This window comes from Streptomyces changchenzhani (assembly GCF_039766235.1).
Lineage (GTDB): Bacteria > Actinomycetota > Actinomycetes > Streptomycetales > Streptomycetaceae > Streptomyces.
This window is the reverse complement of the sequence record NZ_JBDHNH010000019.1, coordinates 81,814-108,761: the sequence shown is the minus strand read 5'-3', so window position 1 is coordinate 108,761 and position 26,948 is coordinate 81,814. Positions and strand designations below refer to the sequence as shown.

The following is a 26,948-nucleotide window of genomic DNA, read 5'->3' as shown; positions in this document are numbered from 1 at the left end:
ATGATCGACAGTACGGCCTCGATCGCACCGGCCTCACCACCGGAGACCGGGGCGTCCAGGACGCGCAGGCCCTTCTCGGCGCCTGCCTTGCCCAGGTCGACGGAGGTCTGCGGGGTGATCGAGGACATGTCGATCAGGAGGGCGCCCTTCCTGACGTTCTCCAGGATGCCGTCCTCGCCGTATGCGATGGCCTCGACCTGCGGGGAGGCGGGCACCATCGTGATGACGACGTCGGCGTCCTTGACGGCCTCGGCGATCGAGCCCGCGCCCTTGCCGCCGGCCGCGACCAGACGGTCGATCTTGGGCTGCTCAAGGGTGAAGCCGGTGACGTCGTAACCCGCCTTCAGCAGGTTCTCGGCCATGGGGGAGCCCATGATGCCGAGGCCGATGAAGCCGATCTTGGGGAGGGTGCTCATGAGGGTGCCTCTTTCGGAAAAATCTTGCGTACGTCAGGAGTTGGCCGTCAGGCGCCGGCGGCGCGCAGCGGGGCCGGCAGCCACTCGAAGGCGCCCCCGCTCGGCCGGTCGCCGGGCTTGTACTCAAGGCCGACCCAGCCGTCGTAGCCCGCCTTGCCGAGTCGGTCGAGCAGGTCGGCGAGGTCGAGGCTGCCGGTGCCCGGTGCGCCGCGGCCCGGGTTGTCGGCGATCTGCACATGACCGGTCTTGGCGGCGTACTTCTCGATGACCTCGACGAGGTCTTCGCCGTTCATCGACAGGTGGTAGAGGTCGAGCAGGAACTTGGCGTTGCCCAGTCCCGTCGCCGCGTTGACCTTGTCGACGACACCGACACCGGCGGGCGCGCTCACCAGGGGGTAGAGCGGCGACTCCGGCTTGTTCAGGGTCTCGATCAGCAGGATCGCACCGACGCGGTCGGCGGCGCGGGCGGCGAGAACCAGGTTCTCCAGGGCCAGTTGGTCCTGGAGCGCGGGGTCGACGCCGTCCACGCGGTTGCCGTAGAGCGCGTTGAGCGCCTTGCAGCCGACCGAGGCGGCGAAGTCCGCCGCGACGTCGATGTTCGCGCGGAAGCGGTCCGACTCCTCGCCCGGTACGGAAACCGCGCCGCGGTCGGGTCCTGGCAGCTTTCCGGCGTAGAAGTTCAGGCCCACCAGCTGGGTGCCGGCCTCGTCGAGCGCCTTCTTGAGCGCGTCGAGCTCGGCCTGGTCAGGGGTGGGAGTCTCGATCCAGGGCCACCACAGCTCGACCGCCGTGAAGCCCGCCGCGGCCGCGGCCGCGGGACGCTCAAGGAGCGGGAGTTCCGTGAAGAGGATGGAGAGGTTCACATCGAAGCGCCGGCCGGTGCCGTGCTTCTCCGAAAAAAGAGAGGCCATGAGAGTGTGACGCTCCTTCCGTATCGCGGAAGTTGTTTTCTGCTTGATGGAAGGTTGCCCGGAATGCGGGAGGGCTGTCAAGAGGGGCTCCCCGTTTTTGTGCCTCGCGCAGTAGGTTGAGCGCGTGCGATTGAGAGTGGAGTTCACAACCGAGCCGTTCGATCTCGACGATGCGCCGCCGCATGCGCTGGCCGCCCGCGAGGTCATTCAGGTGGCCGAACTGGACGCGGTGGACGTCGGCCCGTTCGGGAACACCGCGGAGGGCGGCGCGGACGCGGTACTGACCGCGGTCGACGCACTGCTGCGCAGGTCGCTGGCCGCGGGCGCCACCCGAGTCTCGCTGCAGGTCAATGTCGTCGGGGAGGGCGAGAAGTGACCGAATCCGGAGACCACCCGCTCTTCACGGCGATAAAGCCGCTCGCCGACGCCATGGGCGCGGAGCTCATGGGGCCCGAGCAGGCGCGCGGCGACGACGTGGTGCTGGCCTGGGAGGGCCGGGACGTCCTCGCGGTACGGCTGCCGCAGCTCTCGGACTCCCTCGACCACATCCTGGCCGCCCTGGAGCGCCGGCACGGGATGCCTCTGTCCGAGCTCGACCGCAAGGCCAAGCAGTCGGTCGTGCGGACCCTGGAGGGGCGTGGGGCCTTCTCCGTACGACACGGGGTGGAGACGGTGGCGAGCGCCCTGGGGGTCAGCCGCTTCACCGTGTACAACTACCTGAACAGGGAAAACGCCGCCAAGGGCGAGTAGCTGATCACCGATGCGACCACCGGTTTGATCGATCATTTTGCGGAACCGTCGTCCGGATGCATGGGCGGCGGTTTTTGTGTTCGCCGAATTTCAACAAACTGTTGACGTGATGTTGTTGAGAGCGTTAGCTATGCCCAGCCCGTCCAGCACAAGGCCACGGAGGCTCCCGTGACTTCGAGTACGACACCGGGTCTGGCCCGGTTCAACACCTTGCAGGTCGGCGAGGCCACAGCCGCGCTCCACGAGGTGTGCGCCAGTTCGGCGTGGGGGAGCGAACTGCTCGCCCGACGCCCCTTCGCCACCGTGGACGCCCTTCTCCTCGCCAGTGACGCCGCCATGGCCGAGCTGACCTCGGGGGACCTGGCCGAAGCGATGGCGGGGCACCCGCCGATCGGCCGGCCGAAGCCCGGTGACCCGACCTCCTCCCGCGAGCAGCGGGGGATGGCCGGCGCCTCCGAGGCACTCAAGGCCGAACTGCTCGAACTGAACCTCGCCTACCAGGACAGGTTCGGATATGTCTTTCTGATCTGCGCCTCCGGTGCGACCGGGGAGCAGATGCGCGACGCGATGCGTGAGCGGATCGGGAACGCGCCCGAGCAGGAGCGGGAAATCGTCCGCACCGAGCTGGGCAAGATCAACCGCATCCGGCTGACCCGCCTCGCAGAAGTCGTAGAAGAAGGAGAGTGAAGGTCTTGAGTACCGAGACCACCGCGTCGGTGTCCACGCACATCCTGGACACCAGCATCGGACGCCCCGCTGCGGGCGTCGCCATCACCCTCACCGCCCGCAGCGGCAGTGCGGCGCGGTGGACGGCGCTCGGCGGGTCGAAGACCGACACGGACGGGCGCTGCAAGGACTTGCCGGCCCTGCCGGAAGGCACCACCCACGTACGGCTCGACTTCGAGACCGAGTCGTACTTCCTGAGCGATCGCGGCAACGACCGCGGCAACGACCGCAGCAACGACCCCAGCAACGATCGCAGCAACGATCGCGACACAGACCAGCAAGCCGAGGCCAAGCAGGACGCCCCCCGCGTAAGGGACAGCGGTGCGTTTTTCCCGGAGGTGGCGATCACGTTCGCCGTCACGCCCGGCGAGCACTATCACGTACCGCTGCTGCTCAACCCGTTCGGCTACTCCGTATACCGAGGGAGCTAGCAGACATGCCCACGATTCTTGGCCAGAACCAGTACGGCAAAGCAGAGAACCGCGTCGTCAAGATCACGCGGGACGGCGACACCCACCACATTAAGGACCTGAACGTCTCCGTCGCCCTCTCCGGCGACATGGACGACGTCCACTACTCCGGCTCCAACGCGAACGTCCTGCCCACGGACACCACCAAGAACACGGTGTACGCCTTCGCGAAGGAACACGGCATCGAGTCGGCCGAGCAGTTCGGCATCCACCTGGCGCGCCACTTCGTGACCAGCCAGGAGCCGATCAAAGTCGCCCGCATCCGGATCCAGGAGTACACCTGGGAGCGGATCGCCACCGCCGACAACAACTCCCGCTTCATCGGCTCGGACGAGGTCAGGCACTCCTTCGCCCGCAAGGGCCAGGAGCTGCGCACCACGCAGATCACCTTCGACGGTGAGAAGTGGGAGATCATCTCCGGCCTGAAGGACCTCACGGTCATGAACTCCACCAGCTCGGAGTTCTGGGGTTACGTCAAGGACAAGTACACGACCCTCAAGGAGGCGTACGACCGCGTCCTGTGCACCGATGTCTCCGCGGCCTGGCGCTACAACTGGACCGACGACGCGGACCGCATGCCTAACTGGGAGCGTTCGTACGAGCAGGCCAAGAAGCACATCCTGCAGGCCTTCGCCGAGACGCACTCCCTCTCGCTCCAGCAGACCCTGTACCAAATGGGTTCGCGGGTCATCAACAGCCGCAGCGAGATCGACGAGATCCGCTTCTCGCTGCCGAACAACCATCACTTCCTGGTCGACCTGGAGCCCTTCGGGCTCAAGAACGACAATGAGGTCTACTTCGCGGCGGACCGCCCTTACGGCCTGATCGAGGCCACCGTCCTGCGCGACGGCATCGAGCCCCGGATCCCGGTCGACATGACCAACCTCTGATCCCATGACTGAGTACGGCCCCGCCGGTCCACCGCCGGCGGGCGCCGTACCGGACCGAAATCCGTATACCTCATTTCGGCACCCGGAGCAGCTCATCGGCGGCAGTACTGTCAGCTGCCACGCCGGGCTCCGGCACTCAAAATCCCGTGGCCCTGCCGTGCCCGAACCGCCACAGAGAGACGAGGAAGCACCATGGCAGCACCGGCAGCCCATGACAGCGCGGTCAGCGCGGTCGAGCGCATTGTCATCGAGAACTGCGCGATCGCCACCGTCGACGCCAACGACACCGAGTACGCGTCGGGTTACGTCGTAGTCGCCGGCAACAGGATCGAATCGATCGGCGCGGGCCAGGCCCCCCAGGGCCTTGAAGGGGTCGTACGCCGTATCGACGGCACCGGCCATCTGGTCACGCCCGGCCTCATCAACACGCACCACCACTTCTACCAGTGGATCACCCGCGGTCTCGCGACCGACCACAACCTCTTCAACTGGCTGACCGCGCTCTACCCGACCTGGGCGCGCATCGACGAGCCCATGGCGTACGCCGCCGCACAGGGCTCGCTGGCCATGATGGCCCGCGGCGGTGTCACCACCGCGATGGACCACCACTACGTCTTCCCGAAGGGCTCCGGCGACCTGTCGAGCGCCGTCGTCCGCGCCGCTTCCGAGACGGGCGTACGGTTCACCCTCGCCCGTGGCTCCATGGACCGCGGCACGTCGGACGGCGGCCTGCCGCCGGACTTCGCCGTCGAGACCCTCGAAGGGGCGCTCGCCGCCACCGAGGCGACCATCGACCAGCACCACGACACCTCCTTCGACGCGATGACCCAGATCGCCGTCGCCCCCTGCTCGCCGTTCTCGGTCACCACCGAACTGATGAAGCAGGGCGCCGAGTTGGCCCGCCGCAAGGGCGTACGCCTGCACACCCACGGCAGCGAGACCGTCGAGGAGGAGCAGTTCTGCAAGGAACTCTTCGGCATGGGCCCGACCGACTACTTCGAGTCGACCGGCTGGCTCGGTGAGGACGTGTGGATGGCGCACTGCGTCCACATGAACGACTCCGACATCGCCGCCTTCGCCCGTACGGGCACCGGCGTCGCCCATTGCCCGTCCTCCAACGCGCGCCTCGCCGCAGGCATCGCCCGGGTCCCGGACATGCTGAAGGCAGGCGTCCCGGTCGGCCTCGGCGTCGACGGCACCGCGTCCAACGAGTCGGGCGAGCTGCACACCGAACTGCGCAACGCCCTGCTCATCAACCGCCTCGGCCCGCACCGCGAGGCATCGCTCAACGCCCGCCAGGCGCTGCGCCTCGGTACGTACGGCGGCGCCCAGGTACTCGGCCGCGCGAGCCAGATCGGCTCGCTCGAAGCCGGCAAGCTCGCCGACCTGGTGATGTGGAAGATCGACGGAATCGGCCACTCCACCATCGCCGACCCGGTGACCGCCATCGTCTTCGGCGCGGCGGCCCCCGTCACCCTCTCCCTCGTCAACGGCAAGCCGGTCGTCGAGGACACCCGCCTGATCACGGTCGACGAGGACGCCATCGCCCGCTCCGCGCGCGGCGAGGCACAGCGGCTCGCGCGGATCGCCGCGCAGGCCTGACCAACGCCGCACCGTGTCACCAGACCGGCCGATCGAGGGGGACGGCCCCCGGTCGGCGACCGTGGACCCGAGCGGGGTTCACGGTGGCCCGATTCCGGGAGGCGCGTACGTGAGCGTGCGCGCCCCTCGGGACCGGTGACCACCCCGTCCAGCATTCCTGCCCGCACGACCCGGATCACCGACAGACCCGCACTGCTCGGGCTGTCCGAACCGCCCGCACCACGGAACCGCCCGCACCACCGAACCGCCTGCATCCCCCGCACGACTCGCAGCAGCTGCACACCGGCACCACGCCCCACTCCGCACCACCTCCATGACACCCATGTCCCCGCAGACGTGTAACCGACCGGAGGAACCGCTGTGGCCGTCAAGCCCAGGTTTCGCAAAGACGCAGTCGCCGCCGATGAGAAGCACCCGGTCGACGAGACGCTCCCCCCACTCAAGATGTTCACCACCGGCCTCCAGCATGTCGCCGCGATGTACGCCGGCGTGGTGGCCCCACCCATGATCATCGGCCCTGCCGTCGGCCTCGACGCCAAGGAGACCGCCTTCCTGATGGGGGCGAGCCTCTTCACGGCAGGCATAGCCACCCTTCTCCAGACGCTCGGCTTCTGGAAGATCGGCGCCAAGCTGCCCTTCGTCAACGGCGTCTCCTTCGCCGGAGTGACCCCGATGATCGCCATCGGCAAGGGCCAGGGCGACGACGCGCTGCCGATCATCTTCGGGGCGGTGATCGTGGCCGGCGTGATCGGCTTCGTACTCGCCCCGTACTTCTGCAAGTTGGTGCGCTTCTTCCCGCCGGTGGTCACCGGCACCGTCATCACGCTGATCGGCGTCTCGCTGCTGCCGGTCGCCTTCAACTGGTCGCAGGGCGGCAATGCCAAGGCGCCCGACTACGGCTCGATGACGAACATCGGGATGGCCGGGCTCACCCTCGTGATCGTCCTCGCACTGCGCAAGTTGCTGCGCGGCTTCCTCCAGCAGATTGCGATCCTGCTCGGCCTCGTCGCGGGAACGCTCATCGCCATCCCGGTGGGCATCACCAACTTCGACGCCATCAAGAGCGCCGACATCGTCGGCTTCCCGGCGCCCTTCCACTTCGGCGCACCGCAGTTCGAGATCGCCGCGATCATCAGTATGTGCATCGTGATGCTGGTCTGTATGACCGAGTCCACCGCGGACATGCTCGCGCTCGGCAAGATTGTCGGTCGCCCGGCGGACGAGAAGGTCATCGAGGGCGGCCTGCGCGCCGACACCCTCGGCAGCGCCATCAGCCCCCTCTTCAATGGCTTCATGGCCAGCGCCTTCGCCCAGAACGTCGGCCTGGTCGCGATGACGAAGGTACGCAGCCGGTACGTCGTCGCCACCGGCGGCGGCATCCTGATCCTGCTGGGCTTGTGCCCCGTCGCCGCCTCAGTCATCGCGCTGGTCCCGCTGCCCGTGCTGGGTGGCGCCGGCATCGTGCTCTTCGGCACGGTCGCCGCGAGCGGCATCCAGACGCTGGCCACGGCCGCCCTGGAGAAGGGCGAGAACACGCTGATCGTGGCGGCCTCGGTCGGTGTCGGTCTCATCCCGATCGCCGCCCCGGGTTTCTACCACGCCTTCCCCGAGGACCTGTTGGTGGTGCTCGACTCGGGCATCAGCACCGGGTGTGTGGTGGCCATCGCACTCAACCTGGCCTTCAACCACTTTGGTAGGCAGGAGAGTTCGGACGACGACGAGGGCGGGGTCGGGGTCGGGTCCGGTTCAGGGTCCGGGGAGATGGCCAAACCCGAGATCCCCGGCCAGGTCCCGGCCACGGCGCACTGAGCCGTCGGACGGGATACGAAGGGGCGGCGGTCCGGTACGTACGGACCGCCGCCCCTCCCGCGTTCGCACCGCCGCTCAGCCCGACGCGCGCGGTACGACCGTGGCCAGTACCCCGGGCAGGGGGTTGTGGGCTGCTGCCGGTTTAGCGTGCAGGAGTGCGTAGTAGTGCTCGGGGGTGAGTCGGGTGGTGGGGTGTGCGGGGTCGGAACGGGAGTTCTGGGGTCGAATGGGTGACCTTGGTGGTGGTTGCTCGTTGTGCTGGGTGGCAGGTGCGCAGGCATATGGGGGTGTTGTGGTGGGTGGTGTGCGGGAGTTGGCGGCGTCGTTCGTGGTGCCGGGTCCTTCCGGAGTTTCGGTTCGGGACCGTCTCAAGCGCCTCACGGCGCAAGATGAGTTGGTGCTGCGTGCGGTCGGTGAACATCAGGGTGCGCTGGCCTCGCGGGACCTCACGGTCCGTTGCGCCGATGGCCTGGATCACAGTGCTGATACGTGGGCGGCGCGCAAGCGCGACCTGACGAAGGTGTCGTCGTCCAGGATCGCCGGGGCGATCACGAAGGCGACGCATGCCCAGTGGGCGCTCGCCCGGCGTTCTCAGGCCGCACCCAGCCCGAGCTTCCCCTCCCGCAGGAAGATCCGCTGGGCCGATTCGACGCGGCTGGTGTCGGAGTGGGACGGCTCCCAGGCGATGGCCGCCACTCGGACATCGAGAAATGCCGCCAGATACGCCTTCTCGTCACCGCCTCGCGACGGTGGCTCGGCCTTCGCCGTGGCCCTGTCGCGCATGGTGCGGAAGCCGACCGTGCCCTTGGTGTCGCCCTGGCCGTGCATCACGTAGGCGTCGAAGTAGATGAACTGGCCCAGCGCGCCGAGCCCGTCTCGCTCGGCCTGCGCGAGTGCCGGATCGAAGTAGGCCCGGTCCCGCTCGGCGTCCTGCGCCGCGCGGAACTCCGGATCCCCGGCGGCCCGCGCCCAGGCCTCGGTGAACGACCTGCCGAGCCCCTCGTGGGAGTCGCCGCCTCCGGCCGCGCGCAGCGCCCCGGTGAACGGCTCCAGCGGGTTGCCGGGCCGCGCCCGCGTGTAGCGCTCGACGACCTTCAGCATGTCGCCGCAGCCCGAGCAGAAACCGATGACCCCGCCCGTGTAGCCGCGGCCGTCGCCGATGTCCTCGATGTACTTGTACTGCGCCTTCCAGTCCAGCGAGGAGTTCTCGGCGCTGGAGACGAGCTGCAGCGCGATGTCCTTCAGCGCCGGATCGTCCAGCCCGGCCGCGGACGCGGACCCGGCCGAGGACTCGTTGGACCTGTTTGATGCGTCCGCTCCGCCCGACGGCGGCGAGCCGCAGGCGGTCAGGGCCAGCAGCGCGAGCGCGAGCGTCGCGAGCAGCGGGCGGGCAGCGCGGCGGATGGTCGCCCGGGTGGTCGGACGGGCGGTCGGCTTCACTCGACGAGCCTTTCACGGGCACCGGTCCCGGCGCGGTCCAGGTGCCCCGTCCAGGGCTGTAGCGTCGGGGGTATGGGTATGGGTGATCTCTCTGTAGTGGATGTCGGCGACGTACGGCTGGCCTATCGGACCTGGGGCGATTCGTTCGGGACGCCGATCGTGCTGCTGCACGGGCTCGGCTCCTCTTCGGCGAGCTGGGAAGAGGCCGGGCAGGCGCTCGGCGAGGAATGGCGGGTCTACGCGATCGACCTGCGCGGGCACGGCGAGAGCGACTGGCCCGACGAGTACTCCGTCGAGCTGATGCGTGACGACGTCTACGGCTTCCTCGACGAGCTGGAGCTGGTGGACAGGGTCGGCGTGGTCGGCCACGGCATGGGTGGCGTCGTCGCCTACCTGCTCGCCCAGGAGCACGCGGACCGCGTGGAGCGGCTCGTGATGGCGGAGACCCCGCCGCCGTTCCCCGCCGAGACACCGCAGGCGCCGGTCGTGCACCCCGATACGCCCATCGACTACGACTGGCCCGTCGTGCCGGCCATCACGAAGCAGCTCGCCGACCCCGATCCGCAGTGGCTCGAAGGGCTCAACGAGATCGTCGCGCCGAGCCTGATCATCACGGGCGGCCCGGACAGCTCGATGTCCGCGGACCGGATCGCCGAGATGGCCGTCCTGATCCCGGACTGCCACTCGGTCACCATCTCCGCCGGTCACAACGTGCACGAGAACCACCCCCGCGAGTTCGCCCAGCAGGTCAGCGAGTTTCTCAGCAGCTGACGCGGCGGTCGCGACGGCCGATCTGCGCAGAGATCCTTAACGGTGGGGGTTACGTCGGGGCAGTCTTCTCCGGGGGCGGTGACGGCGGCGGCCCGTCCGATGGCGTGGGCAATGTGAGGTCACGGCACGCGAACCCTTGCCCGCCGCCGCCACCCATGGCATACAGGTCTGGACCATTAACTTCGTATGAAGGGTCCGGCTGTGCAACGCCCCACTGTATGCGCCGTGTTGGCCTGCTCCGCCCTGCTTGTGCTGGCCGCCTGTTCGTCCGAACCCGACCGCGACACCACCGAGCCCTCCACGCCGGACGAGGTGACCGTCCAGGCGGGCAGCGCCACTTCCGTGCATGTGATGTGGGACCGGGCCACCGACAACAAGGCTGTCACCGCGTACGACGTCTACCAGAAGGGCGCCAAGGTCAAGACCGTGCCGGCCGCGCGTCACATGGTGGATGTCGACCGGCTCGACCCGTCGACCGCTTACAGCTTTACCGTCCGCGCGCGCGACGCCGCGGGGAATCTCTCCGCGCCCAGCAAGGCGGTCCCCGTCACCACCCCGGCCCCCACGCCGGACGACCGCAAGGCGCCCACCGTGCCGGTGAAGCTGCGGGGGCGGGCTGACGGGGACAGTGCGGTGAGTCTGTCCTGGGGGAAGGCGGCGGACGATATCGGCGTCACGTCGTACGACATCTACCAGGAGGACTCCCGGATCCACAGTGTGCCCGGTGGCGCCGCCACGGCCCGTGTCACCGGGCTGCGGCCCGGCACGGTCTACACCTTCACAGTGCGGGCCAGGGACGCCGCCGAGAACTCATCGAAGGACAGCAACACCCTTGACCTGACCACGGCTTCGGGCCCCGGCGACGGCCCGTCCACCGCGCCGACCGACCTGCGCGCGACGACCCGCACGGAGGCGGGCGAACGCGGCATCGACCTGGAGTGGGCGCCGCCCAAAGCCGGGGGCGAGGTTCGCGAACACCAGCTGTATCTCAACGGGAAACTGGTCACGACGATTGTCTGGGGCGCCGACCCGCCCAAGGGGAAAGCGACGTACCGCTTCACCGTGAACGAGCCCGCCGGTACCCGTTACAGCATCAAACTCCGCGCCAAGCTGCCGGACGGGAAGTGGGGCGACTTCTCGGCGCAGCGCACGGTCGTGACGGGGGGCTGAGGTGCCCCTGAGGCGCCTATGGGGGCGGCCGCGAGGGTGTTGGCCGGTGGATCGGTGAGGGCGCGCACCTCGTGTCCGTCCTCGATTCCCGGCCTCCCAGGCCGAGGTGCGCCCGGTCGGCGTCCGGCGGTTCCGGGTCCACACCCCGAAGCCCTGAGCGGGTGAGTCACGGCTTCGGGCTCAGGCTCAGCAGGCGCTGGTGCTCGTCCTCGGCGACCTGTTCGCCCGAGGACGGCAGGAGTTGGGGAATTCCGTCGACGATCGGGTAACGCCGGTGCAGTCGCGGGTTGTAGAGGGCGTCCTCCAGGGCGAGCAGGGTGAGCGGGCCCTTGTCCAGCGGGCAGGCGATGATCTTCAGCAGCGGGTCATCGGGGTTCACGGTCCAACTCCTTTGGTTCGGTGGCTGGTTGAGCGGTCAGGGTGAGCAGCACCACGATGGCGAGTGTCGCGCCCGCCACCCGCAGGGACAGCAGCAGCGGATCGTCGGGCAGGGACTCGCCGAAGGCGAGCGTGCCCAGGACCGCCGTGAACAGGCAGGAGACCGTTGTGCACACCGGCACGATCAGCGACGCCCGGCAGCGCTGGAGCGCCGACTGGGACAGCACAAGGCCGGTCGCGCCGGTGATCAGCAGCAAGTACGGGTACGGGGAGGCCAGCAGGTCCAGTGCGGCCCCGCCGGGGTCGTCGAGGGTGTCCGTGGTGAGGTGTGCGGAGACGCCCTTGATGGCGAGTGAGCTGACCCCGTAGACCAGGCCGACGGCAGCGCCGTACTCGACGCCCGAGGTCGGCGGCCGGTTCCGGTGCCGGCGGGCCGTGCGGCGCTCGGTGGAGACGTACAGCGAGTAGCCCGCGGCCAGGGCGAAGCCGCTGATCAGCAGAATCAGCGGGGCCGGTGAGCTGCGGCCGACGCTGTCCGCGTCCTGGCGCAGCGACGCGACGACCATCAGCAGGGCGGCCAGGATCGCCGCGATGGCGTACCGCTCGCGGCCCGAGGTGCGTTCGCCCAGGAAGAGGGAGGAGAGGAGCAGCAGCAGGACCAGGCCCGAGACGAAGATCGCCTGCGCGGCGGCCATCGGCAGGGTCCGGTACACGACGAGCTGCGCGGCGAATCCGCCGGCGAGCGAGAGGGAGCCCGCGATCCACAGCGGGCTGCCGAGCAGCAGCCGGACCAGGCGTGCGGGGCTGCGCACACTGAGCTCGGGGAGCTTGGCGAGCGCGCGCTTCTGTAGGACAAAACCGGTGCTGTACAGGACGTTCGCGAGCAGTGCCGAGGCCACTCCCCACCACATCGGGCTCAGTCCCCGGCGCGGCGGCGGGCGTGCACCAGCAGGATGGACGCCGCGCTCGGCGCCGCGCAGGCGAGCCGGTCGACGGGGCGCAGGGGGCGTGGTACGCCGTGGAACGGCGCCCCGGCGATGCGTACGACGTCGAAGCCCGACGCCGTCAGGAACTGGCGCAGCGCGCGGGCGGTGTACAGGCGCAGATGCCCCACCACTTCCCGGCCCGGACGGCCGTGGATGGCGCGCAGGCTGACCTCGGAGAAGACCGGCTGGACCCCGGCGAGCAGCAGGACACGGTTGTACCAGGCGGCGAGGTTGGGGGTGGACAGCATGAGGTGGCCGCCCGGGGTCAGGACGCGGCGGATCTCGTCGAGGGCGCTGTCGGGGTCGACGAGGTGCTCGATGACTTCGCTGAAGAGGACCGCGTCGGCGGAGCCGTCCGCGAACGGCAGGCCCCCGTCGGTGAGTTCACCGCGTACGACGTGGTTGATGCGGGTGGAAGCGCGGCGCAGCGCGTCCTGCGACCAGTCGACGCCGATGACGCGGTGGCCGGAGATGAGCGGCGCGGCTGTGGCGGCGGCGGTGCCGTCGCCGCAGCCGATGTCGAGGACGGTGGCCGGGGGAGCCGGCGGGCCGAGTGCGGCGGCGAGCATCCGCGCCTGGCGCAGGCTGCGGGCGTCACCGGAGGCGACCGGGACGGTGGGGTCCTCGTAGAACTCGCGCAGACCCGAGGGCCGGGGGGACGCGCCGGGCAGGTCGGAAGGGAGTGTGCTGGTGCTCGTCATGCTGGACCGCCTCCCTCTGAAGTGGCGTCGAGGTACTGCTCGAAGAAGTCGCGCAGCCGCTCGCCGTCGCCGGGCCCGAGGAGCGCGCCGGACCAGCGCAGCGCGAGGTGCAGCCGGCCGCCGGTGCTCGCCGTGGTCACAGTCAGCCCGCGTGGCATCCGCGCGGGCGCCGAGAACCAGACGGCTGTCGCGCGGCCGGTGCCTTCGCCGAAGTCCAGCGGGTACGGGATGCGGCCGATGTTGCTGAGCAGCGTGGTGGAGGTCCAGGGCGCGGCGGCCCGGCGCAGTCCGCGGGTGAGCGCCGACCGGATCCCGACCGGCAGCACGGGCGCGGTGAGCAGCGCCGCGCCGTGGCCCAGCTGGGGGCGAGTGAGGGCCTTGAGTGCCAGGGTGCGCTCCGCGGTGCGGCGCAGTAGCTCGGGTACGTCCGGATCGCCCTCCAACTCGGCCACCTGGAAAGGTACTTCGACGAGCCGCGTCCCGTTGCCGATCGGCATGTCGAGCCCGCGGGTCCGGTCGTCGACGGGCATGGTGATCCGCATGGGGCGCGGCCGGCCGCCGCGCTCCTGGTTCCAGCGGGTGATCATGCGGGCGGTGGCGACCATCAGTTGGTCATTGACGGTGTACGGAGCGCCCTTTGGCCTGCGCGGTACGGGCAGATCCGCGATCAGCATCCCGTTGCCCACGCGCCCGTCGGGCGTGCCGTGGGCCACCCGGGCGACCGGGGCGAAGCCGGTGCCGCCGCCGGGTCCTGGCGGCTCCGGCGCGCTCTCCGGTGAGGCGGCCCGTACCGGCGCGGTCGCGGGGGAGTTGTCGCGGCCCCCGTAGAGATCCGCGGCGGTGGCCAGGACGCGCAGACAGGCGGGGCCGTCGAGGGCGGTGTGGTTGATGACAAGGAGCAGGACGCGGCCGATGACCTCCAGCCGTACCGGCGGGGAGAGCGCCAGCGGTGGGGCGTCGATCAGCGCCCGCTCGCGCGCCCGTGCCAGCACGTCCGGCCCGGGTTCCAGGAAGGTCACGACGTCCGTGTCGGGGTCCCGGGTGAGCTCCCACTCGTACCGTCGCCGGTACCAGGGCCCCGGCGCCTCCCGCATGAGGATGCGCGGGTGGCGCCGCAGCGCCTCGGTGAACGCGGCCCGCAGTCGGTCGGGGTCCGGCCGCTGCGGCAGGTGCACCTCGATGTGTACGGTCTCGGGCTCGCGCGGTTCCAGGCAGTGCCGGGTGACCTCGTCGACAACGGTGAAGGGCACCCGCGGCGCCGGTCCCTCGTGCCGGGCGGGATGCGGATGCTGCAATGCGGTCACCTGTTGTTCTCCTCCGCGCTGTTGTCGGCGGGGCCCGCCGCGTCCTTCGGTCCCTGTTTCGGGGCCGGTCCCGCCTTACCCGCCGGGCCTCCTGCTCCTTCCGCGCCTCCACGTGGTGGTGTGTCGACCGGGTCGGGGTCCGCGCCGAGGGGTGGGCTCCCCGGTCGCTGCGCGCCCTCAGGGGCTGCCGGGCCCGGGGCGCCCGGATCGGTGCCCGAGCGCGGGGTTTCCAGGTCGGCGCCCCATCCCGAAGCCGCCGGGGGCGGATTGGCGCCCGGAGCCCCGGGGCCGGGACGCGCGCCCGCGCCTTGGCCCGCGCCCGGGGTGCCCGCGCCTTGGCCCGGCGGCGGGTACGGCCCCGTGCCCGGCGTGCCCATGGCCGGCGTGCCCGTGCCAGGCGCCGCCGGGTCGGGGTACGCCCCCGAAGCGCCCGCGCCCGGGTCTGGGTACGGCCCCGCGCCCGGAGTGCCCATGGCCGGTGTCGGTGTCGGTGTCGGCCCCGTGCGGCGGGAGCCCGTCGTGACCAGGGCCGCCACCAGCGCCGTCAGCGCCAGGAACTGCGCCGCCGGGCCGAACGCGCCCGCGTCCGTGGACGGCGGTGCGCCCGCGTCCGCAGCCGCCGCGATGCCTGCCGCCGCCATCGCCACCAGCGCGATCGGCGGCAGCAGCGTGTGCCGGAAGTGGGCGACCAGCGCCAGGGCCGGGACGAGCAGGGCCACCGGGCCGGCCACCACGACCAGGACCACCGTGAGCACCGCAACGCCGAGCACCGGGCCGGGCGCGGGCGGCGAGACCTGCTGCGCGGGGTCCGGGTTCTGGGCGCGGCGCCGGAACAGGACCAGGCCCACCAGGACGGCGATCCCGATCGCGCCGCCGATCAGCCCGGCTTCGTACCACCGCGCGGGCTCGTACTCCAGGCGCACCGTGCCGCCCTCGCCCTCGGGGACCAGCCAGCCCTGCTGCCAGCCGTCGAGCCGCACCGAGGGCAACTCCTTGCCGTTCAGCGTCGCGTGCCAGCCGGAGTTCTCGTTCTCGTACATCTGGAGGTACGACGCCTCACCCGCCGCCACCCGTACCGTGCGCCGGTCACCCGCACTGTCCGTGAAGGTGAGACCACGCGCTTCGGCGGCCGGTTCCGATGCGCTGCCCCGCGTCAGTGTGATGTCGGTGATCGCGAGTGGTCCGGTGTCGCCCGCCTCCACCCGGTGTGTGCCCGGGGAGAGTTCGGCCTGGCCGTTGCTCTGCTCGCCCGCGCACAGCCCGACCTCGATCGGCCGACGCTCCGTCAGATCGGCCAGCCGGCCCTGCGCGCTCGTCGCGTGCAGCGTGCCGTCGATGGAGAGCACCGGGCCCTGCCCACAGGGGAGTTCGAACTTCTCCGCCGGGTCGGGCTGCGGGACGCGGAACTCCTCAAGAGCGGGGACGTACACCTCGCTCAGCCCCACCGGGAGCTGCATCTGGCCGTCCGCGACCGGGTTGTGGATGGTCAGCGGCGCCGACCGCGAGATGGTGATGTCGAGCCGGTCGGTGTTGATCGGCTCGAAGCGGGCCAGGCCGTTCTCGTCGACCGACGCGGTCGCCGCCCCGTCCGGGGAGCTGATGTCCACCTGCTCGGGGCGGGTGGAAAGGCCGCCCGCCGCCGCAAAGACGATCTCGCCGACGGGCCGCTTGCCGGGCCAGCGCAGATGCAGCACGGCCCGGTCCCCGGCGATCCACGAGGTCGTCAGATCGCCGTCGACCAGGTTGCGCGGTGTCAGTGACGCACCGAGCTTGGCCGTCGAGTCGGCGGTCGCGGTGACCCGCTGCCGCTGCTCGGGCGCGATCCGGTACAGCAGCTCGTCGAGCGCGTCGCCCGGCACCGGCAGCGCGGTCGCCCGCAGTGCGTAGTCGCCGCCCGCCGTGGAGTTGAACTGCCGGTGCAGACCGACCTCGGCCGACGCGGGCGAGAGCCCGCCCGGGTCGCTGCCCCGGTGCAGCGAGAACACCTCGGAGCCCGTCGCCTCAGGCTCGCCCGCCGTGTCCTCCGGCAGTGCGAGCAGCCGGGTCACCTGCACCCCGGGAACGGACACGGCAGAGAAGCCCGCCCCGGTGAGTCCTGGCCGCCCCTGCTGGGCGTCCACAATCGTGATCTTCAGCCAACTTGCCTCGCCCTCGGGCGCCATGACGGTCTGTGGCATTCCGTTCGGCTGGAGCGGGCTGGTCTTCGAGCCCCGGTCGGTCTCCACCTTCACCACGGTGGGCGCGGCCCGCACCCCGTCGCCGGGCAGCGGTGTGAGCCCGATCGATGAGGGCACGGTCACCTTCTGCCGGAAGTCGACCCGCAGCCATTCGCCGGCCGGCGAAGCGGCACTGCCCTCCGCCCACGCGGTGTCGGGGTTGCCGTCGAAGGCGTTCACCGGGTCGTACTGCGGCAGATGGAACAGCCAGTTGCCGCTGCTCGACGCCGTCACCGACTTCGCGCCGCGCAGCGCCGCCGTGGTCTGGTGCCGCACTCCCTCGGTCGGCAGGATCTGCCGGGGCTGCGCGCCGGGGTCCTGCACGGCCCCCGGGTGATTGCGTTCCTTCGCGGTGTACGTGTACGACGTATTGGAGTTGACCAGGCCGAAGCGGGTGTCGGCGCGCCGCAGCCCGTCCCCGACCGCCCGCACTGCGGGGGCGCCGACGCCGGGGTGGCTGTCCCCGGTCAGTACCGCGGGCCGCCGTCGCATCGACGGGTCGGCGGAGAGCCGCAGCAGTGCCTCGGGGCCGCCGCTGACGACAGCCGTGTCCTTGGCCTCGCGCAGCCCGGCCCGGCCGGGCCGCTCGGTGGCGGTGTTGGGCTGGTAGATCTCGACGGCCTGCTGGCGCGGATAGAGGCCCTCGATCTGCACCGGGGTGTCGTTGGGGATGCGCCCGCCGGTGAGCACCGGGCCGAAGCCGGTGACGCGGCGGTAGCCGGAGGACTCCAGGGTGCGCTTGACGGTCTGCGGCGGTACGTACCCGATCTGGTCCGGGTCGAGGTCGTTGCGCACCACGACGTAGTAAAGACCGGCCCGGCTCAAGTAGTCGCTCAGGCCCGGTACTTCACTGCCGGAGACCAGCGCCTGCTCGACCGCGTCCATGGCCCGCCGGTTGCCCGGCGTACCGAACGGCACATAGTCGCGCTGCGCCCAGCGCGAGTCCGCGAGGACGTCGAGCGGCTGGTCGATGGGGGAGCCCCAGGTGTACAGGCCGTGGGCGGTGGCGGGCACGACCAGGGCGCGGCTGTCCGGGGAGTACTTCTTCAGCCAGTCGGCTGTGGCCTCCCAGTGTCCTGGCAGCTTGCTGAACGAACCGGGTTGCAGAATGCTCCCGTTGAGGTATGGGAACGCCAGCCCCGGCAGCACCAGGACCGCCGCGACGAGCGGCAGGAAGCGGCGCCCTGGCAGCGGCCGCGAGCCGCGTTGCTCCGCGGCGACCGCGGTGATGTGCATCAGGCCGAGTACCAGCGCAAGCGCCAGCCCCGACTGGAACTTGTAGATATTGCGGAAGGGGACCAGCCACCCGTTCAGCCAGTCCTGCATCACGGAGTGGAAGGGCCCGCCCAGCGAACCCGCGTACCCGGCCAGCGTCACGAGTACGACGGACAGTACGACCAGGAGCAGCCAGCGCCGCTCCGGCAGATCGCGGCGGGCCAGACCGGCGAGCCCCAGCGCGGCGGCGAACGCCGAGCCGAGGACCGCGAGCACGGCGGTGGCGACCGCCCAGCCCGCGGGCAGCCAGGCCTCACCGAAGTTCAGATACGCGACCCAGTTGCCGGCGCCGCGCAGCAGCTCGGTGGCGGACATGGTGGCCGTGGTGGTCTCGGCCTGCTCGACGAACGGCAGGAAATTCTCACCGAAGATCCCCAGCATCAGCAGCGGCACGACCCACCAGGCCGTCGCAAGGACCACACCGGGCAGCCACCACGCGAGCAGCGAACGCCCGCGCGGTGTGTTCGCCCGGCTGAGCAGATACAGGCCGACGGGCAGCAGCGCGGCGAGGGTGGACGCGGCGTTCACCCCGCCCATGAACGGAATGAGCAGAGCGGAGCGCAGTGCGGCGATCCGGGCACTGGTGCGCGGGTTGGTGAGCGGCAGCAGCACCCAGGGCAGCATCGCACCGGGCAGCGCGGCGGCCGATGTCGACCCGATGACGATGGTGTACGTCGGCCAGAGCGCGTAGGCGACCGCTCCGAGCAGCCTGGCGGGACCTGAGCCGATGTTCAGCCGCTCGGCCAGGCGCAGCGCACCCCAGAAGGCGGTGGCGACGATGAGTGAGATCCACAGCCGCTCGGCCAGCCAGACCGGCAGCTGGACCACGTTGGCCAGGGCGTGGAAGGGCAGCATCGGGAAGGCGTAACCGACGTACTGGTCGAAGATCCCGCCGAAGCCCGACCTGTCGTGCCACAACTCCCCGAGGTCCGAGGCGAATTTGAACGGGTCGACGACGACACCCAGCTTGGTGTCGAAGGTCATCCGGCCGGGCGAAACCGCCAGCAGGGCAACCAGGACGGCCGCCCAGACCCCGAACAGCCAGCGCCGGGAGCGCGGCCCGTCCGACGGTCCCTGTGCGGGTGGGGCAGCGGGCACCGGAGCCTGAGGGGGTGCCTGCAGCGTGCTGGTCATGGACACCGCCGGAGGATGAGGAGGAGGTTCCAGGTGGCGAACTCACGCAGCACCGGCACCTTGGGTATGAGCGCGGGCAGGCACGGCCAGTACCGGGCACGGGCCGACACGACCTGTACGTCGGTGCGGGCGCGTACCTGGCGCAGGGTGGTGCCGATGTGGATGGTGAAGAGGTTCTCGCCGAGGGTGTGCTTGGCCGGGTGCCCGGTACGCCGCTGGTAGCGCCGCCGGGCCCGCTCGGCGCCCAGATAGTGCCAGGGCGCCCACTCGTGACCGCCCCAGGGGGAGTACCAGTTGGTGAATGAGACGTAGATCAGCCCGCCGGGCGCGGTGACCCGCGCCATCTCGCTGAGGAAGGTCTGCGGATCCTCCACGTGCTCAAGGACGTTGGAGGCGAAGCTGATGTCGGCGACCCCGTCGGGGAGCGGCAGCAGATAGCCGTCGGCGACGACTGCGCCCTCGGGCTTGCGGCCGCCCGCGCTGAGCTCTTTCATGTCGGGCTCGAAGAGGAAGCCCTGCGCGCCGCGCCGACGGAACTCCTCGGTGAAGTGCCCGTTCCCGCCCCCGACATCAACGACGACCTTCCCGTCGAGCGGGGTGTAGTGCTCCAGTTGGTCCGCCGCGTCCCGGGCGAGCAGCGTGTAGCACGCTTCGGGATCGGACTGCTCGCGCATGAAGGCCCGGAAGAGAGTGACGGACCGGTGCAGGGAAGGGTCCTTCACCGGCTCACCCCCGCCGCGATGCGGCGGCTCGCACGGCCGGGGCAGCCACTTCGGCCACACCCGCTGTCACGTTCGCTGTTACGTCTGCTGTCACACCTGCTGGGGCGGTCGCACCCGCCGCTTCGGCGGCCACCGCCCGGAACTGGTGCACCGTACTGCTCCACAGATACCGCTCGGCCCGCACCGCCGCGGCGGCCCCCATCGCTTCACGCCGCTCGGCGCTGAGGGTGAGCGTGCACCACGCGGCGGCGAATGAGCTCTCACCGCGGGCGAGCACGCCGGTCACGCCGTCCTCGATGGAGTCGCGCAGGCCCGGTACGTCGAAGCCGATCGCCGGGGTGGACCGGGTGGCCGCTTCGGTGACGACCAGACCCCACCCCTCGACCGCCGACGGGTGGAGCAATAGCCAAGATGCGCAAAGTAGTTGATGTTTCTCCGCCTCCGAGATCCGACCCTTGAAGATCACATCGGGGCCCGCGAGTGCTTCGAGGCGCTGCCGCTCGGGCCCGTCCCCGACGATCACCAGCTTTCCGCCGGTGACCGGCCGCACCCGCTCCCACAGCCGCAGCAGCAGATCGATGCGCTTGTACTCGACGAGCCGCCCCATCGCCAGGAAGAGCGGCTCGCCGGAGCGCGGCAGCCGGGTGCCCGGACTCTCGACGCCGTTGTGCACGACGCGGATCCGCTCGCGGTCCACCCCGAGCGCGCTGAGCGCACCGGCCGTCGACGCGGAGACGGCCACCAGCAGATTGTTGCGCTGCGCGCCGGACAGCGCCCAGTGCTCGAGTCGGCGACCGAGGCCGGCCGCCGGACCGGGGAAGCGCATGCCCCACAGCTCGGTGTGCACATGGTTGACCAGGCACAGGGTCGGGCCGCGGTGCCAGAGCGGGGTGAGGTACGGCAGCCCGTTGCAGACCTCGACGAGCAGATCGCAGTCGCCGATCTGGCGGGCGAAGGCGCTGGGTGCCTTGAGGAAGTGGCCGAGGTCGCCGCCCGCGGAGACGACCCGGTAGTCGCGGTACGCAGCCGGCCCCCCGCACAACAGCGTCACCTGGTGCCCGAGGGCGGTGAGGCCGTCGGCGAGCCGGTCGACGAGGATCTCCGACCCGCCGGCCGCCGGGTTGCCGAGGTCGCGGCGGGAGAGAAAGACGATCCGACGTGGGTGTGTCGCCGGCTCCGGGCTCTGCTGAAGGTCCTGGACTCTGTGGGGTTGCGCGTCGTACAGAGTGGGGGGTACGTGCTGGGGCATGCGAGCTCCAACTCGTTTCGGGGTGCGGAACCGGGTGGGGCTGTACGGGACTGCTGAACACCTGCTGGGGCTGTACGGGACTGCTGAACTGCTCTGGTGCTGCTCGGGATCTGTTGCCTGGGCTGTTCTCGGGGTCGACCTGTACCGGGGCGGGGCCGTGCGGGGGTGGGGAGGTCAGTTTTCGCCACACCGTTGGATGCGGCTACTCACCTTGATGACAATTTCGGGCCCATCAGCAACTGATGAGTCCTCACATCGTGATGATTTGCTGCGTAGTTGGGCGCGGACGGCCCCGTACGACGAGCACCGCACCCGAAGCGGCCAGCAGCACGCCCGCCAAGCCACCGCCCATCGGCAGCGTCTCGCCCACCAGCTTCAGCCGGTCGCCGTCGTCCGAGGCCAGCGCCACCTGCGCGCGCTGCGTGGCCGGGGTGAACTCCAGCCGCTCGCTGTCGAGCAGCACCACAGCGTCCCGCTTCTTGCCCGGCGCGCGCAGTGTCTTGCGCGGCCCGATGGCGGCGTTGATGATGCGCCCGGTGCGCTGATCGGCGACCAGCTCGACGCCGTGGTTGGCGTACCACTCCTCGGCGAGTACCTGGCTGCGCTCGGGCACCCCGACGAGCCGTCCGGGCACCAGCCTGGTGCCGGTCTTCACCGGCTTCACGGTGGCGGTGAAGCGGTAGCCGACGTGCCCCTGGATCTTCTGCGTACCGTCGAAGCGGAGCCGGATCGTTGAGCCGAGCGTGTTGTCCCACCAGCGATAGGAGCGTTTCTGTACGTCGAAGGGGAACTTGAGGTACGCCTCGCCGTCGAAGGCGGGTTTCTCGTCGCAGCAGTGCACCGGCTCATTGGTGCGGCGGTCGGTGACCCACCGCTCCAGGGTCCACTGCAGGGAGTCGTGGGTGTCGGCCGCGGGCAGCGACTTCGGGGTGTCGACGGAGGTGGAGACGTCCCAGACGGCCCGGCCGCTCTTCTCACTGTCGGCCACATCGCCCCGGACCTGCCGGGTGATGGTGAGTTTCTCGTCGTCGACGGTTTTGATCTTCGTGGTGTCGAAGTAGCTGCCCGTGCCGGTGAACACGGTGGTGGCGTCGATGTCGATCGGGGTGCGCTTGGCGCGCGGCTCGACGTAATAGGCCAGCATTGGTGCCAGGACCAGCAGAAAGACGCCGATGCCCAACAGGATCAGCGACAGGGGAGAAGCGGTGCGACGCATACGGGCACTCCAGTGCGGGCCAGCGGGGGCGGGTCGGCGGATACGTGCACATGCTTATGGGGCGGGAACCGTAGGCGGCCCCTTGACGGACTGTCAATGCATTGTTGACACTGAGCCATTGCCGGACGGGGCCGGCGGCACCGGTGGGGTTACAGCGTCAGAGAGGCTGATCCGACCATGCCCAGATTTCTAGCCGCAGCGTTGACCACAGTGGTGGCCGCCGCTCTTGCCGTGGGGGCGGCCCTCGGTGTCGTCGCCCTGTTGAACGTCACCCCGGACCAGCCCAATGTGCCGCTGATCAGCTATGAGACTGCGACGCCACGGAAGTGACCCGAGCGCACGAGTGGACGGGGAACGATGCATGGCTGAACGCCCCGCAGGATCAGCAGGATTGGCCCGGTCGGGAGGTCCGGCCCGCTCAACGGGGTCGGCCTGGGAGGACGTGCCACGACTCCAGCTGAGGCAGTTCACCGACCGCGCCATGGACGAAGTGCCCGCCCTCGCCCAGGAGATCCTCGACGGCATCCGCCGTGAGTACCCGCGGGTGCCGCTCATCCTCGACGAATCCGGCGAGCTGACGGCTCTCGTCGGCATCCGCCGCGCCCTCGAAGACTTCGTGCAGCACCTCGTGGTGCAGGACCGGAGCCGCCCACCCGTCCACCTGGAGGTGTTCCAGGAGTTCGGCCGCGGCGAAGGCCTGCACGGCAGGTCCCTGGACTCCCTCCAGGCCTACTACCGGCTCGGCGTCCGGCTGGCCTGGCGCAGACTCGCCGAGATCGGCCAGCAGGTCCGCATCCCGCCGCCCGCGATGTACGAACTCGCCGAGTCCGGCTTCGCCTATCTGGACGGCCTGGTGGACCAGTCGGTACGCGGCTACGCCGAGGCCGCCGCCCGCCAGGCCGGTGAACGCCTGCGCCTCCAGCGGAAGTTCACCCAGGTACTCCTGGCCGAGCACCGCACCGACCCCACCCACTCCCTCACCGAGCACGCCGCCCGGATCGGCTGGGCCCTGCCGGAGCGGGTGGCCGTCGCCGTGCTGCTGCGCCCGGCCCGCGAGTGCGTGGCGCCGGCCGTGGGGCAGGGGGTGCTGCTCGACATGGAGAGCGAACAGCCCCTGATGGTCGTCCCCGACCCAGGATCGGCAGGCCGGACCGAGCTGCTGCGCCGGGCGATGAAGGGCTGGTCGGGCGCGATCGGCCCCACGGTGCCGCTCGCCGAGGCCGCGAAGTCGCTGCGCTGGGCGACCGCCACGGTACGCCTGATGGAACGCAAGCTACTGCCGTCCGGAGAGCTGCTCGACTGCACCGAGCACACCGAGGCGCTGGTCCTGCTGCCGCCCGAGGAACTCATAGAGGACCTGACGCGCCGCTGCCTGGCCCCGCTCGCCGACTGCGGCCCCACCCAGGGCCGCCGGCTCTCGGAGACGCTGCTCGCCTGGCTGGAGACTCGCGGCGGCGCCCCCGAGGTGGCGGCCAGGCTCGGCGTACACCCGCAGACCGTGCGCTACCGCATGCGGCAGATTCGCGAGCTGTGGGGCGACGAGGTCGACGACCCGGACCGCCGCTTCGAACTCGAACTCGTGCTGCGGGCCCAGCGGTTGCGCGGCGAGCTGTCCGAGCCGATCCGCTGAGCGCCGATGGCGACCGGGGGCACGTACAGACGCGTACAAGAAGGCGCCCTGCCCCCGGACCGCTTCCGGTGGCGGGGCGCCGTCGGTGGTGTCGGTCAGCCTTGCGCGGCGAACTCCACGAAGGCGGACCAGCCGTTTGGGTTCAGGGAAAGGGAGGGTCCCGATTTGTCCTTCGAGTCGCGCACGTGGACCGTGTCGGCGCAGGTCGCGACCTCGACGCACTCGCCGCCTGAGCCGGTGCTGTAACTGCTCTTGAACCAGGCAGACTCGGGCGCAGCCTGCCTGAGCTCTTTGACGTTCATGCTTCTCCCAGCAACTTCTCGACAAAGGCCAGCGATTCGCGCGGAGTCAGCGCCTGGGCGCGGAGGATGCCGTACTGCTCCTCAAGCTCCCGAACCGACGCCCGATCCGTGTAGAGGCGGCTGTCCTTGTACGCCTCCACGTACGCGATCCTCTGCCCTTCCTTCGTCTCGATCAAGGTGAAGGGGCCTTCCAGGCCAGCATGCTCTTCGCGCACGATCGGCATCACCTGGATTTCGACGTTGCGATGATGTCCGAGCAGTAGGAGCTGCTCCAGCTGCCCTCTCATCACCGCACTGCCTCCCAGCGGGCGGCGCAGCACGAACTCTTCAATGACGAAGCTGATGGTGGGCAATGGTGCGCGCGAGAAGATCTCCTGGCGTGCCATCCGTGCCGCAACGCGTTGCCCAATGGTGTCGTCCGCGAGTAGGGGCCGCCACATCGCGAACACCGCACGTGCGTACTCTTCCGACTGCAGCAGTCCGGGCACGGCCTTCGTGGCGTACACGTGCAGAGCCACCGCCTGCGCCTCCAGCCGCGCCGCGTCCCGGAAGAACGCCGGGTACTGCGCCCGCGCGACGTCCCCCTTGCTCGCCATCAGTACCCCGCCCGCGTCCAGGACCTCGTCCGCCCGGTCGATGAAGCTCGGCGGCGGAATCCGGCGCCCTTGCTCGAACGAGGCGATGGTCGACGCCGAATAGCCGGTCTTCGCCCCCAGCTCCGGCCGCTCCACCCCCGCCCGCATCCGGCACAGCTTCAACTGCCGTCCGAAGAGGTGCAGGATGCCCGATCCCACCTCGTACTCGCGCTCGTTCTCGCCCTCCGGCTGCCGCTGATCGTCCACGACTCCCCGCACCTCCCGTACCGCCCTGCCGACACACCGCACCACGTGACCAACTGCCCGCACCCCGGGGCCGGTCACGCTTCGAGCCGCGTACAACGCCGCCCCCGACGTGTACAGCCCCTATCCGTCACCGCGCCCCTCCTGGTCAACGCTACGCACGCACCACCAGCGTTTCCCCCATGAACCGAGCAATTCCCCCACACGGGTCGCCCCCCCTGCACCTCACGCTCCCGACGATCCGACGGCGCACGCGAAACCCGCCCATCCGCATGTTGCGATTTTCGCAACGAATGCGTACGGTAAATGAATGGACGAGTCTGTGAGCGACCGTGTACGCAGGGTCATGGAAGCAGCCTCAGTGAGCCAGGCTGTCTTCGCGGAAAGAGTGCGGCTCACACCCGACAAACTCTCAAAGAGCCTCACCGGAGTGCGACGCTTCACCTCCCTCGATCTGGCGCTGATCGCCGAAGCGGGGAGCACTACGGTCGACTGGCTGCTCACCGGGCGTGCACCGAACCAGCCGTCGTTCGCCGCGAGAACCATCGATGAGACCGTGCCCGAGCGGGACAAGGTGAACCAGGTCGCCCAGCGCTTCACCACTGCCTACGAGGTGCTGGAGCTACTGGACCGGCTGCCGAAGCTGCCCGCTCTGCCAGAGGTTCGTACGGAACTGGCCCTGCACATCGACCAGGGCCGACAGCTTGCGAACGACGCGGCCCATGCCCTTGAGGCCACCGGGGAGTGGGCAGCAGGGCGGGAGTCCGATGCGCTGATTGCGGCATGCGTCAAGGCGTACGGCGTGGACGTCGCGATCACGCCGTTGCCGGACGGAGTGAATGGCGTCACCTGGCAGACGGACTCCTTCCGGCTCATCCTCATCAGCCCGAGCAATGTCTGGACGAGGCAGCGGTTCACCCTGGCGCACGAACTCGGGCACATCCTCGCCAAGGACGCGCATGACCTGGTGATCGAGAGACGGATCCTGCCGGGCAGGGTGAAGGACGTCACGGAGGTCCGGGCGAATGCCTTCGCTGCGAGTCTGCTGATGCCGGCTCCGGAGGTCGAGGAGCGATTCCGTCAGGCTGTTGCCCCCGACGGGCAACTCGGCGGGGACGGCTTCGCCCGTCTCGTCGTCACATTCAAGGTGTCGCCGAGCGCATTGGCAGTGCGGTTGGGGCAACTGGGTCTGATCGACAGGGCCGGTCGGGACCGTTTTCGCGTGCTCACTGCGGAGACGTGTCACTTGCAGGCAGAGGCAGCCCCCGAGTTCCAGCGGCAACAAGCATGGTCACGGGTCCCGCAGTTCCCCGCACGGGTCGCAGGGCAACTGTTCAGCGGTTACCAGGCAGGAGAGACCACGCTGCGGCCGCTCGCATCCCTGCTTGATGTGGATGTGGACTGGCTGCACAACGTACTTGAGCCAGAGCCCAAGGGAGCGGCCGATGCTCGGGTCTCCGACGTCGAGGCGAAGGACCCGGTCTTCACTCCATGAGGCTCTGCTGGTTTCCGGACAATACGGTCCTGTGCAATTTCGCGGCGGTCGACCGCCTCCCGCTGCTGGAAAAGGTGCTCGACGGACGAGGCCGCTGGACACAGGCTGTGGCTTACGAAGCGGAACAGTCGAGCCTCTACCACCCCGGCCTGTGCGGGATATCGGAGGCCGGTTGGCTCGGAGAGCCGATCGAGATCACGGACTCCCGTGAGCTGGCTGAGGTCGACCGCGCCCGCAGGGCGGTGTTCGGTGGTGTGCCGTCGGAGCCGCTGAAGCACCTCGGCGAGGCGGAGACGTGCGTACTCATCACGATGCGCCACGAGTTGCGGGACTCGGTGTGGATCACCGATGACCGATCCGCCGGTACGTACGCACGCCGCAGGGGCATCACGACCAAGGAGACGTACGACCTCATGAACGAGGCCGTGGTCGATGGGCTTGTCACTTCTGAGGATGGACACGGGTTGCTGAGGGCGATGGTGGCCGCAGGCCGTCATCTGCACCGGGTGTCCCTGCGCCCCTCGGACCTGCAGCAATAAGCCGCCG

The 26,948-nt window shown here is 70.0% G+C and carries 26 protein-coding genes and 1 pseudogene; 14 read left to right on the top strand and 13 right to left on the bottom strand.

The features are described 5' to 3' along the window. A partial coding sequence (locus ABCR94_RS36980; RefSeq protein WP_347125690.1) for an NAD(P)-binding domain-containing protein occupies positions 1 to 416 on the bottom strand: 416 nt, incomplete at its 3' end. A gap of 47 nt (positions 417 to 463) precedes the next feature. Continuing rightward, positions 464 to 1,327, bottom strand: coding sequence for a TIM barrel protein (locus tag ABCR94_RS36975; protein WP_347125689.1), 864 nt, complete (start codon positions 1,325 to 1,327; stop codon positions 464 to 466). 124 nt (positions 1,328 to 1,451) lie between these two features. On the opposite strand from ABCR94_RS36975, the gene ABCR94_RS36970 reads away from it, so the two are divergent. The 8 genes and pseudogenes from ABCR94_RS36970 to ABCR94_RS36935 form a co-directional block, all read left to right on the top strand. Continuing rightward, positions 1,452 to 1,703, top strand: a complete 252-nt coding sequence (locus ABCR94_RS36970) for a hypothetical protein (protein WP_347125688.1) — start codon at positions 1,452 to 1,454, stop codon at positions 1,701 to 1,703. A 53-nt stretch (positions 1,704 to 1,756) separates the two neighbouring features. After that, on the top strand, positions 1,757 to 2,077 hold the full coding sequence (locus ABCR94_RS36965; protein ID WP_347125699.1) for a helix-turn-helix domain-containing protein: 321 nt from the start codon (positions 1,757 to 1,759) through the stop codon (positions 2,075 to 2,077). A gap of 168 nt (positions 2,078 to 2,245) precedes the next feature. Further along, positions 2,246 to 2,764 (top strand): 2-oxo-4-hydroxy-4-carboxy-5-ureidoimidazoline decarboxylase, encoded by a 519-nt coding sequence (gene uraD / locus ABCR94_RS36960; protein ID WP_347125686.1) that lies wholly within the window; start codon positions 2,246 to 2,248, stop codon positions 2,762 to 2,764. 5 nt (positions 2,765 to 2,769) lie between these two features. Beyond that, positions 2,770 to 3,234 (top strand): hydroxyisourate hydrolase, encoded by a 465-nt coding sequence (locus tag ABCR94_RS36955; RefSeq protein ID WP_347125685.1) that lies wholly within the window; start codon positions 2,770 to 2,772, stop codon positions 3,232 to 3,234. A 5-nt stretch (positions 3,235 to 3,239) separates the two neighbouring features. Continuing rightward, positions 3,240 to 4,163, top strand: a complete 924-nt coding sequence (gene pucL / locus ABCR94_RS36950) for a factor-independent urate hydroxylase (RefSeq protein WP_347125683.1) — start codon at positions 3,240 to 3,242, stop codon at positions 4,161 to 4,163. A gap of 192 nt (positions 4,164 to 4,355) precedes the next feature. Beyond that, on the top strand, positions 4,356 to 5,765 hold the full coding sequence (locus ABCR94_RS36945) for an 8-oxoguanine deaminase (RefSeq protein WP_347125681.1): 1,410 nt from the start codon (positions 4,356 to 4,358) through the stop codon (positions 5,763 to 5,765). 360 nt (positions 5,766 to 6,125) lie between these two features. Next, entirely contained in the window at positions 6,126 to 7,574 is a 1,449-nt protein-coding gene (locus tag ABCR94_RS36940; protein WP_347125679.1) for a nucleobase:cation symporter-2 family protein, read from the top strand. Between the two features lie 295 nt (positions 7,575 to 7,869). Next, positions 7,870 to 8,175, top strand: a pseudogene (locus tag ABCR94_RS36935) (IS200/IS605 family accessory protein TnpB-related protein); the annotation flags it as partial. Here ABCR94_RS36935 and ABCR94_RS36930 read toward each other — a convergent pair. Then, positions 8,166 to 8,978 (bottom strand): chitosanase, encoded by an 813-nt coding sequence (locus tag ABCR94_RS36930; RefSeq protein WP_347125697.1) that lies wholly within the window; start codon positions 8,976 to 8,978, stop codon positions 8,166 to 8,168. The pseudogene ABCR94_RS36935 and the gene ABCR94_RS36930 overlap by 10 nt on opposite strands. Before the next feature lie 114 nt (positions 8,979 to 9,092). Between ABCR94_RS36930 and ABCR94_RS36925 the strand changes: the two genes are divergently transcribed. Then, positions 9,093 to 9,785 (top strand): alpha/beta fold hydrolase, encoded by a 693-nt coding sequence (locus ABCR94_RS36925; protein WP_347125696.1) that lies wholly within the window; start codon positions 9,093 to 9,095, stop codon positions 9,783 to 9,785. Positions 9,786 to 9,971: 186 nt separating this feature from the next. Further along, on the top strand, positions 9,972 to 10,955 hold the full coding sequence (locus ABCR94_RS36920; protein ID WP_347125677.1) for a fibronectin type III domain-containing protein: 984 nt from the start codon (positions 9,972 to 9,974) through the stop codon (positions 10,953 to 10,955). A gap of 166 nt (positions 10,956 to 11,121) precedes the next feature. On the opposite strand, the gene ABCR94_RS36915 is transcribed toward ABCR94_RS36920, so the two are convergent. The 8 genes from ABCR94_RS36915 to pgfA all read right to left on the bottom strand — a co-directional run bounded on the left by ABCR94_RS36915 (position 11,122) and on the right by pgfA (position 22,136). Further along, on the bottom strand, positions 11,122 to 11,334 hold the full coding sequence (locus tag ABCR94_RS36915) for a Trm112 family protein (protein WP_347125675.1): 213 nt from the start codon (positions 11,332 to 11,334) through the stop codon (positions 11,122 to 11,124). Further along, complete coding sequence (locus ABCR94_RS36910; protein ID WP_521978666.1) at positions 11,321 to 12,232, bottom strand: hypothetical protein; 912 nt, start codon at positions 12,230 to 12,232, stop codon at positions 11,321 to 11,323. The genes ABCR94_RS36915 and ABCR94_RS36910 overlap by 14 nt, the downstream gene beginning before the upstream one ends. Positions 12,233 to 12,249: 17 nt before the next feature. Further along, complete coding sequence (locus ABCR94_RS36905; RefSeq protein WP_347125672.1) at positions 12,250 to 13,020, bottom strand: class I SAM-dependent methyltransferase; 771 nt, start codon at positions 13,018 to 13,020, stop codon at positions 12,250 to 12,252. Beyond that, entirely contained in the window at positions 13,017 to 14,324 is a 1,308-nt protein-coding gene (locus ABCR94_RS36900; RefSeq protein ID WP_347125670.1) for a condensation protein, read from the bottom strand. The genes ABCR94_RS36905 and ABCR94_RS36900 overlap by 4 nt, the downstream gene beginning before the upstream one ends. Next, positions 14,321 to 18,949: an alpha-(1->3)-arabinofuranosyltransferase domain-containing protein gene (locus tag ABCR94_RS36895; protein WP_347125668.1), complete on the bottom strand. Its 4,629-nt coding sequence runs from the start codon at positions 18,947 to 18,949 to the stop codon at positions 14,321 to 14,323. The genes ABCR94_RS36900 and ABCR94_RS36895 overlap by 4 nt, the downstream gene beginning before the upstream one ends. Next, positions 18,946 to 19,671, bottom strand: a complete 726-nt coding sequence (locus ABCR94_RS36890; RefSeq protein ID WP_347125666.1) for a class I SAM-dependent methyltransferase — start codon at positions 19,669 to 19,671, stop codon at positions 18,946 to 18,948. Before ABCR94_RS36890 ends, ABCR94_RS36895 begins: the two co-directional genes overlap by 4 nt. A 4-nt stretch (positions 19,672 to 19,675) precedes the next feature. Beyond that, complete coding sequence (locus ABCR94_RS36885) at positions 19,676 to 20,920, bottom strand: glycosyltransferase family 4 protein (protein ID WP_347125665.1); 1,245 nt, start codon at positions 20,918 to 20,920, stop codon at positions 19,676 to 19,678. 250 nt (positions 20,921 to 21,170) lie between these two features. Beyond that, positions 21,171 to 22,136, bottom strand: coding sequence for a cell envelope lipid trafficking protein PgfA (pgfA, locus tag ABCR94_RS36880; protein ID WP_347125663.1), 966 nt, complete (start codon positions 22,134 to 22,136; stop codon positions 21,171 to 21,173). A gap of 177 nt (positions 22,137 to 22,313) precedes the next feature. On the opposite strand from pgfA, the gene ABCR94_RS36875 reads away from it, so the two are divergent. Then, positions 22,314 to 22,466, top strand: coding sequence for a hypothetical protein (locus ABCR94_RS36875; protein ID WP_347125661.1), 153 nt, complete (start codon positions 22,314 to 22,316; stop codon positions 22,464 to 22,466). Between the two features lie 31 nt (positions 22,467 to 22,497). After that, positions 22,498 to 23,766, top strand: a complete 1,269-nt coding sequence (locus ABCR94_RS36870; protein ID WP_347125659.1) for a PucR family transcriptional regulator — start codon at positions 22,498 to 22,500, stop codon at positions 23,764 to 23,766. A 95-nt stretch (positions 23,767 to 23,861) separates the two neighbouring features. Here the strand turns inward: ABCR94_RS36870 and ABCR94_RS36865 are convergent, their stop codons facing one another. Both ABCR94_RS36865 and ABCR94_RS36860 read right to left on the bottom strand, forming a co-directional pair. Then, complete coding sequence (locus ABCR94_RS36865) at positions 23,862 to 24,068, bottom strand: DUF397 domain-containing protein (RefSeq protein WP_347125657.1); 207 nt, start codon at positions 24,066 to 24,068, stop codon at positions 23,862 to 23,864. Continuing rightward, positions 24,065 to 24,910 (bottom strand): helix-turn-helix domain-containing protein, encoded by an 846-nt coding sequence (locus ABCR94_RS36860; protein ID WP_347125655.1) that lies wholly within the window; start codon positions 24,908 to 24,910, stop codon positions 24,065 to 24,067. The genes ABCR94_RS36865 and ABCR94_RS36860 overlap by 4 nt, the downstream gene beginning before the upstream one ends. Before the next feature lie 307 nt (positions 24,911 to 25,217). On the opposite strand from ABCR94_RS36860, the gene ABCR94_RS36855 reads away from it, so the two are divergent. Both ABCR94_RS36855 and ABCR94_RS36850 read left to right on the top strand, forming a co-directional pair. Next, positions 25,218 to 26,402: a helix-turn-helix domain-containing protein gene (locus tag ABCR94_RS36855; protein ID WP_347125654.1), complete on the top strand. Its 1,185-nt coding sequence runs from the start codon at positions 25,218 to 25,220 to the stop codon at positions 26,400 to 26,402. After that, a complete protein-coding gene (locus tag ABCR94_RS36850) occupies positions 26,399 to 26,941 on the top strand; it encodes a PIN domain-containing protein (protein ID WP_347125653.1) in 543 nt (180 codons plus the stop codon). The genes ABCR94_RS36855 and ABCR94_RS36850 overlap by 4 nt, the downstream gene beginning before the upstream one ends. Positions 26,942 to 26,948 lie beyond the last annotated feature (7 nt).

What these genes read in the sequence shown, in the direction of transcription:
- ABCR94_RS36975 (WP_347125689.1), bottom strand. Translation starts at nt 1,327, where the DNA reads ATGGCCTCTCTTTTTTCGGAGAAGCACGGCACCGGCCGGCGCTTCGAT.
- ABCR94_RS36965 (WP_347125699.1), top strand. Translation starts at nt 1,757, where the DNA reads ATGGGCGCGGAGCTCATGGGGCCCGAGCAGGCGCGCGGCGACGACGTG.
- pucL (WP_347125683.1), top strand. Translation starts at nt 3,240, where the DNA reads ATGCCCACGATTCTTGGCCAGAACCAGTACGGCAAAGCAGAGAACCGC.
- ABCR94_RS36945 (WP_347125681.1), top strand. Translation starts at nt 4,356, where the DNA reads ATGGCAGCACCGGCAGCCCATGACAGCGCGGTCAGCGCGGTCGAGCGC.
- ABCR94_RS36925 (WP_347125696.1), top strand. Translation starts at nt 9,093, where the DNA reads ATGGGTGATCTCTCTGTAGTGGATGTCGGCGACGTACGGCTGGCCTAT.
- ABCR94_RS36920 (WP_347125677.1), top strand. Translation starts at nt 9,972, where the DNA reads ATGAAGGGTCCGGCTGTGCAACGCCCCACTGTATGCGCCGTGTTGGCC.
- ABCR94_RS36905 (WP_347125672.1), bottom strand. Translation starts at nt 13,020, where the DNA reads ATGACGAGCACCAGCACACTCCCTTCCGACCTGCCCGGCGCGTCCCCC.
- ABCR94_RS36895 (WP_347125668.1), bottom strand. Translation starts at nt 18,949, where the DNA reads ATGACCAGCACGCTGCAGGCACCCCCTCAGGCTCCGGTGCCCGCTGCC.
- ABCR94_RS36885 (WP_347125665.1), bottom strand. Translation starts at nt 20,920, where the DNA reads ATGCCCCAGCACGTACCCCCCACTCTGTACGACGCGCAACCCCACAGA.
- pgfA (WP_347125663.1), bottom strand. Translation starts at nt 22,136, where the DNA reads ATGCGTCGCACCGCTTCTCCCCTGTCGCTGATCCTGTTGGGCATCGGC.
- ABCR94_RS36875 (WP_347125661.1), top strand. Translation starts at nt 22,314, where the DNA reads ATGCCCAGATTTCTAGCCGCAGCGTTGACCACAGTGGTGGCCGCCGCT.
- ABCR94_RS36870 (WP_347125659.1), top strand. Translation starts at nt 22,498, where the DNA reads ATGGCTGAACGCCCCGCAGGATCAGCAGGATTGGCCCGGTCGGGAGGT.
- ABCR94_RS36865 (WP_347125657.1), bottom strand. Translation starts at nt 24,068, where the DNA reads ATGAACGTCAAAGAGCTCAGGCAGGCTGCGCCCGAGTCTGCCTGGTTC.
- ABCR94_RS36855 (WP_347125654.1), top strand. Translation starts at nt 25,218, where the DNA reads ATGGACGAGTCTGTGAGCGACCGTGTACGCAGGGTCATGGAAGCAGCC.
- ABCR94_RS36850 (WP_347125653.1), top strand. Translation starts at nt 26,399, where the DNA reads ATGAGGCTCTGCTGGTTTCCGGACAATACGGTCCTGTGCAATTTCGCG.